The organism is Mariniblastus fucicola, assembly GCF_008087665.1.
In the GTDB taxonomy this organism is placed as follows: domain Bacteria; phylum Planctomycetota; class Planctomycetia; order Pirellulales; family Pirellulaceae; genus Mariniblastus; species Mariniblastus fucicola.
On record NZ_CP042912.1, the window covers coordinates 5352725 to 5359644 of the forward strand.

General features: G+C 52.7%; 4 protein-coding genes. 3 read left to right on the forward strand and 1 reads right to left on the reverse strand.

All coding sequences use genetic code 11. The annotated features are described in order from the left end of the window. Nucleotides 1-114: 114 nt before the first annotated feature. On the forward strand, nucleotides 115-2529 hold the full coding sequence (locus MFFC18_RS20075; protein WP_238381233.1) for a DUF1592 domain-containing protein: 2415 nt from the start codon (nucleotides 115-117) through the stop codon (nucleotides 2527-2529). Nucleotides 2530-2562: 33 nt separating this feature from the next. Then, a complete protein-coding gene (locus tag MFFC18_RS20080; protein WP_075084087.1) occupies nucleotides 2563-3852 on the forward strand; it encodes a DUF1552 domain-containing protein in 1290 nt (429 codons plus the stop codon). 30 nt (nucleotides 3853-3882) lie between these two features. Here MFFC18_RS20080 and phrB read toward each other — a convergent pair whose 3' ends face one another. Then, a complete protein-coding gene (phrB, locus tag MFFC18_RS20085; RefSeq protein WP_075084086.1) occupies nucleotides 3883-5295 on the reverse strand; it encodes a deoxyribodipyrimidine photo-lyase in 1413 nt (470 codons plus the stop codon). Between the two features lie 119 nt (nucleotides 5296-5414). Here phrB and MFFC18_RS20090 point away from each other — a divergent pair, with 119 nt between their 5' ends. Next, nucleotides 5415-6911, forward strand: coding sequence for a cryptochrome/photolyase family protein (locus tag MFFC18_RS20090; protein WP_075084085.1), 1497 nt, complete (start codon nucleotides 5415-5417; stop codon nucleotides 6909-6911). Nucleotides 6912-6920: the final 9 nt, after the last annotated feature.

Sequence of the window (6920 nt, forward strand, 5' to 3'; positions counted from 1 at the left end):
GCGATTTAACGCAATTAAAACGCACGCGAAACCATCCCAATGGATGTACGTTTAACCAGACGTATGTTCGTATGCGCGAAAAGAATCCACCGACTCATTGCCGATCTGAATTTCATGACAGGAACTTTTTCCAAAATCCTGCTCGCAGCCACCGCGTTTCTTCTGGCTTCAGAACATCAATCGTTTGGCCAGGATGCAGACGTTATGGCGCCAGCGCCTGAGAGCGTTCGTACTTTCTTGGAAGAGAATTGTCTGGATTGCCATCAGGGAAGTTCCGCAGAAGCGGGTTTCGACATCGATGCATTGTCAGACCAGCTTGACCACAAGAACTCGCATAAATGGAGTCGCGTATTTGATCGAGTTCGTGATCGGGAAATGCCACCGGTCGACTACAACGAGCTTGATGCGTCGGATCGAAAGGAGTTTCTCAAAGCGACTGGTGGCTGGATCAGCAACGTTCAGACCCGTCGCGCCAAAGCCGTCGGTCGTGTCGGAGCCAGGCGATTGACAAATTTGCAGCTTGAAAGAACGTTGCACGATTTGCTCGGCATCAACATTCCGCTTGAGAATCGGATGCCGGACGAGCCGCGAACCGGAGGCTTTACGACCGTCGCTTCCGGCCAGTCGATGTCGCATTTTCAGCTTGAGCAACACGTCAACACGGTTGATCTGGCATTGGACAACGCCTTCAAGCGTGCTTTCACGCGAAAAGAGGGTCGTGAAAAAACCATCCCCGCCAAAAAAGTTGCTCGACCAGAAAAACGAAAACGCTGTCGCGAACCCGAACTGATCGACGGTCATGCAGTCACCTGGTGTTCGACGATGCCTTACTACGGTCGCATTCCCGCATCAGAAGTGGAAGAGGATGGTTGGTATCGATTTACCATTCGCGCCAAGGGACTTAACTTGCCAAAAGAGGGCGGTGTTTGGTGCACAATTCGATCGGGACGTTGCATTTCGAGTGCGCCATTGCTCAGTTGGATCGGTGCTTTCGAAGCCGGAAGTGAAATCAGGGAAGTCGTTGTCGAAGCGTGGATGACGGAAGGGCAGATGCTTGAGATTCGACCGGGCGACGCCACATTAAAGAAAGCGTGGTTCGATGGCGGCCAGGTGCAGACCGGAAAGGGCGAGCCACAAAACGCTCCGGGGGTCGCGATCAAGTCCATGGACATGCAACGGATTGAACCCGGACCGGACAACGATGCGATCCGCAAATTGTTGTTTGCAAAACATCGAGTCACCTACGGCAAAAAATTCACCGGTTCGGTCAAACCGGAGGATCCGGACAAGGCTCTCAAACAGCTGCTCTATCGGTTCGCCAAAAAAGCGTTTCGACGCCCCATCAAGAACGATGACATTGCTCCCTACCTGAAAATTTCGTTGGAACGGCTTGAGAGTTCCGGAAATTTTGTCAGCGCTCTACGCGTCGGCTACCGCGCGATTCTCTGCTCGCCCCGATTCATGTACTTCTATGAACGGCCTGGTAAGCTGGACGATTTTTCGATCGCCGCGAGGATGAGCTATATGCTGTGGAACCGTATGCTGGACGAGGAATTGTGGTTGCTGGCTTCCAAAGGCCAACTTTCCGATCCCAAAGTGGTCAAACAACAGGTCGCCAGGATGCTTCGTGACCCGCGAGGCAAAAACTTCGTTGTGGACTTCGCAGACCAGTGGCTGGACATGAACCAGATCGATTTTACGGAGCCCGATCGCAGATTCTATCCCGGTTTCGATCCAATTGTCGAGCGTTCGATGCTCGACGAAACACATCGTTATCTGCAACAGATGATCGATGAAGATCTCAGCGTGACACACCTGATCGATTCGGACTTCACATTCCTCAACAGCCGTCTTGCGAAGTACTACGGTGTTGGCGGTAGCGGCATTGGGGCAGTTGATGGCGACCAGATTCAAAAAGTCAGCTTGCGAAAAACGGATCACCGCGGCGGTTTAATCACACATGGATCGGTACTGAAAGTCACGTCCAACGGCAACAACACATCGCCTGTTGTTCGTGGCGTCTGGGTATCGGAACGACTGCTTGGCGAGCACATTCCGCCGCCGCCTGAAAATGTCCCCGCAATCGAACCGGACATACGCGGCGCCAAATCGATTCGTGATCAACTGGCAAAGCACAAAAACAACAGCGATTGTGCTTCCTGCCATCGCAAGATCGATCCTCCAGGATTTGCCCTTGAGAATTTCGATCCCTCCGGACGCTGGAGAACTCATTACGGCGTTGGCAAAAAGAAGAAGAAAAACCGGCGGGTGATCGACGCGAGCTTTGAAATGGCCAGTGGCAAGAAGTTCAAGAATCTGAATCAGTTCAAAGCGTTGGTCCTCAAAGACAAACAGAAACTGGCGCAGAACGTTGCTGAAAAACTAATGACGTACGGAACCGGCGAGACGATTCAGTTCGCCGATCGTGACGACATCAAAGCCTGCGTTTCCAGAACAGCAAAGTCGGACTATGGTTTTGAAAGCCTGATCAAGGAAGTCGTTGCCAGCGAACTTTTCATGTCCAAGTAAAACAACACGACACACTTAACTTTAGAGGCCATTGTGAAGAAGATCGACTTCAGTTTTCAAAAGCGTCTTGATCGCCGATCCATCCTACGAGGAACCGGCGTGACACTTGCTCTGCCGTTGCTTGGAGCGATGCGTCCTGCCTACGCAAAGGGCGCCGACGCAGAGAATGCCCCCAAGCGTTTTGTGGCCATGACCTTGGGACTGGGTTTGCACGCACCGAACCTCAACCCGACTGAAACTGGCGCGAACTACAAACCCAGTCGCTACCTGAAGCCGCTCAACGACATTCGAGACAAATTCACAATCATCTCCGGGTCGTCTCATCCTGGCGTCGGCGGAGGCCATCGCGCCGAAGCAAGTATCCTGACCGCGAATCCGGTCGGCAGTTCAGGACGGGCGAGCAATTCTGTGTCCATCGATCAACTGTTGGCCAAGCATCTTGGCGGAGAAACCCGATTCCCGTCGCTGGTGCTCAGTAGCGAGGGCTCGAACAGCCCTTCCTACACCGAGAACGGCGCCATGATTCCCGCCGAAGATTCACCTTCTGCGTTGTTCAAGCGACTCTTCGTAAATGATTCCAAACGTCAGCGAGAACGTCAGGCCAAACTGGTCCGGGAAGGTCGCAGCATCATGGATCTGGTCCAGGAAGATGCCAAGCGACTCGAGCGGGAACTCGGCAAGGGCGATCAACAGCGACTCGACGCGTACTACTCGAGCGTTCGCGATCTGGAGAAACGCCTGGCTGCATCGGAAGACTGGGCTCATGAACCCAAGCCAAAAGTTGATGCCAAGAAACCAGTCGATATCGGAAACCGTAGCGACTTTGTCGGACGGCAAAAGCTGATGTCGGACATGATTCGCCTCGCGCTGCAAACGGACTCAAGTCGATTCATCGTCTACCACCTGGGCAGTTCTGGCGGCGTACTACCGTTGAAGGGCGTTCGCGAAGCCTATCACTCGCTGAGCCATCACGGTCGGGACGAAACCAAACTGGAACAACTGGCGATTATCGAGCAGGAAATCATTTCCTCCTGGGGCAACTTCCTGCGTTCGCTCGACGGGATCGATGAAAACGGCGAAAGCCTGCTTGATCAAACTTCGGTTTTGCTAACCAGCAACCTTGGCAACGCTTCCAATCACAGCAACAAAAACATGCCAGTTTTGTTCGCCGGCGGTGGCTTCAAACATGGGCAACATCTGGCCTTCGATCAAAAGAAAAACTATCCGTTGCCGAACCTGTTCGTCAGCCTGATGCAAAGCATGGGGCTGGAATCCGACAGCTTCGCCAGCAGCACCGGTACAATGCGTGGGCTGCAAGGTTAGCGTGCCTCGCCGCGAGTCACCGCGAGCGTGCTACAGCGATTTGAAGGCTTCAAGGGCTCGTTCGCGACCCGCTTTGTAGTCAACAACGAACGCCGGGTAGTCGACATCGTGCTTTTCCAGCGCAGCGGCAAGCTTCTTCTGATCGTGAAGAGCAGAGGAAGGCACTGCTTCGAGTTCGGGGCAAAGCTTTTTAATGAAAGTGCCATCCACGTCAAACCGCTTGCTTTGGCTGAACGGATTGAAGATACGAAAGTAGGGCACCGAGTCGGTTCCCGTTGATGCCGACCATTGCCAGCCTCCATTGTTCGCTGCCAGATCACCGTCGACGAGTTTCTGCATAAAGTACTTTTCGCCCCAACGCCAATCGATCAACAGATTCTTGGTCAGGAACATAGCCGTCACCATCCGCAAACGGTTGTGCATCCAACCGGTCTGATTTAGCTGCCGCATGCCGGCGTCAACGATCGGATAGCCTGTTCGCCCCTCGCACCAGGCTTGAAAATCATCTTCGGCGTATCGCCACGGGATGCCTTCGGTTTTCTTTTTAAACGGATGATGACGCGACACGCGGGGGAAGCCCACCATCACGTGCGTGTAAAAGTCACGCCACGTCAATTCGGAGATCCACGTTGTTGCGCCCTCGGAACCCGTGATATTCCCGTCGTTATGTTTTAACGCTGCGGCCAGACATTGACGCGGAGAGATGACGCCGGCGTTGAGGTAGGGCGACAACAAACTCGTTCCAGTTTGCGAAGGAACGTCACGGGCTTCGTCATAGTCGTCGATTCGATCAACGAACTTCTTCAATCGCTTTTTGGCTTCTGCTTCACCCGGTTTCCACAAGTCAGCCCGATCGTTCGAAAAATCAAAACCGGCGATCGAGTCGGGAACGGAGTCTGCTTTGACATCGATCGAGTTGCGGGCTGTTGGTTTGCGCAACACCTTCGCAAAGTCGAGTGCTTTGGTATCCCAAACTTTGCGATAGGGCGTGAACACGCTGTAGAATTTGCCTTCCTTGGTCTCGATTTCGCGAGGCGGAACGATAATCCGGTCGTGGTAGCTGGTGACTTCGATGTCAGACGCTTGAGCCGATTCAATGACGACGGCGTCGCGATGATGCTCGTTGACTTCGTATTCGCGATTGAAAAAGAGCTTTGAGCAATTGTGTTCTTCGGCCGTTTCAACCACCAGTTTCGGTGTTTCTGCGAACGAATCGCAACTGCGGATAATCAGCGGAATGTTCAAGTCGTCCAACTCGTCGGAAAGACAGCGGAGGTTTTCGATCCAGAAACTGATCTTCGCGTCCGCGTCGTCGTGCTGTTTCCACTGTTCGGGAGTGAACACGAATAGTCCGACAACTTCGTCGGATTCTTTGCAGGCGTGATACAGAGCGGAGTTGTCGTGGACGCGCAGATCGCGACGAAACCAAACGAGAGATGACATAATATTTGGCAGGCAAGGTGAAAGTTACGGCACAGAATTTTAACCGGTTTTTCTCGTTGGCGTTCACCGGCAACCCAATCAGCAGTCCAAGCAAATAGCGTTTTAATCCAAAATCCCTCATGTTTTTGCTCATTTTCCCAAACCAACTGTTCGCAAATCATCCCGGGCTCAAGAAAGATCCCCGTCGGATCGTGTTGATCGAGGACAGCCTGTTTTTTGGCGACGCAAACTATTCGGCAGCGTTTCACAAGCAGAAACTTTGGCTGCATCGGGCCAGCTTGAAACGCTACGAGGCAATGTTGGTTGAGAAAGGATTCAAAACGATCTATCTGGAGCATGACGAATCTGCAGACTCGCTGAAAACCCATCTCGAAAGTCTGCTTCAGGCGAGAACGCTCAAACCGAAGCGATTCGAAACGCTCGATCCCGTCGACTTCATGCTCAGCAAACGGCTCAATCGGTTTTGCGACCAACTGGGCATCAAAGTCAACTATCTGGACAATCCCGGGTTTCTGAATTCGCCGGAACAGAACGCCGAATACCGCAGCGGCAAAAAGCGATGGTTCATGGCAGACTTTTACAAGTCCCAACGGCGACGTCTGAACGTTCTGGTCGACGATCAAGGTGAACCGTTTGGCGGCAAGTGGTCTTTCGATGAAGACAATCGTAAGAAAGTGCCAAAGAAAATGCTGGCTGAGATTCCCGCGATTCCGAAAGTCAAGTTTGACGCAATCGACGAAAACGCCAGGGATCATGTGGAGGAAAAATACGCGGACAACCCCGGAAACCTGGAGTCGCTGTTCTATCCGACCAGCCATCGGGCTGCGACTTCGTGGTTGAAGAATTTCCTGAAGCATCGCTTTGACAACTTCGGCCCCTACGAGGACGCGATCGTCGAAAACGAAAGCTGGCTCTGGCATTCGGTGCTGACTCCCATGCTCAACGTGGGCTTGCTGACACCAAAGCAAATCGTAAAGGCCACTTTGAAACATGCGGAATCAAATGACGTTCCGCTCAACTCGTTGGAGGGCTTTCTGCGACAGATTATTGGCTGGCGAGAGTTCATCCGCGCGACCTATGATGATCTTGGCGTAACGATGCGGAACTCCAATCGCTGGAATCACACACGCGACATACCCAAAAGCTTTTACGATGGCACGACAGGGATCCTGCCAATCGACGACACGATCAAGCGTATTCTGAACACCGGATACTGCCATCACATCGAACGTTTGATGGTACTCGGCGGATTCATGTTTCTGTGCGAGTTCGAGCCAAAGCAAATTTATCGGTGGTTCATGGAAATGTTCGTCGACAGCTACGACTGGGTGATGGTTCCCAACGTCTATGCGATGAGCCAGCATGCCGATGGAGGTCTGATCACGACCAAACCCTATTTTTCCGGTTCGTCCTACGTTCGCAAAATGAGCCATCACAAAAAGGCGCCGTGGTGCGATGTCTGGGACGGTCTCTACTGGCGCTGGATCTGGAACCACGCTGACGAACTGGCGAAGAATCCGCGTTGGGCAATGATGTGCAGCATGGCCAGAAAGATGGACTCACAAAAGCGTGATGCCCATCTGAAAAATGCCCAAGCATGGTTGGATCAGCTTTGACGAATTGAT

What these genes read in the sequence shown, in the direction of transcription:
- MFFC18_RS20090 (WP_075084085.1), top strand. Translation starts at nt 5,415, where the DNA reads ATGTTTTTGCTCATTTTCCCAAACCAACTGTTCGCAAATCATCCCGGG.
- MFFC18_RS20075 (WP_238381233.1), top strand. Translation starts at nt 115, where the DNA reads ATGACAGGAACTTTTTCCAAAATCCTGCTCGCAGCCACCGCGTTTCTT.
- phrB (WP_075084086.1), bottom strand. Translation starts at nt 5,295, where the DNA reads ATGTCATCTCTCGTTTGGTTTCGTCGCGATCTGCGCGTCCACGACAAC.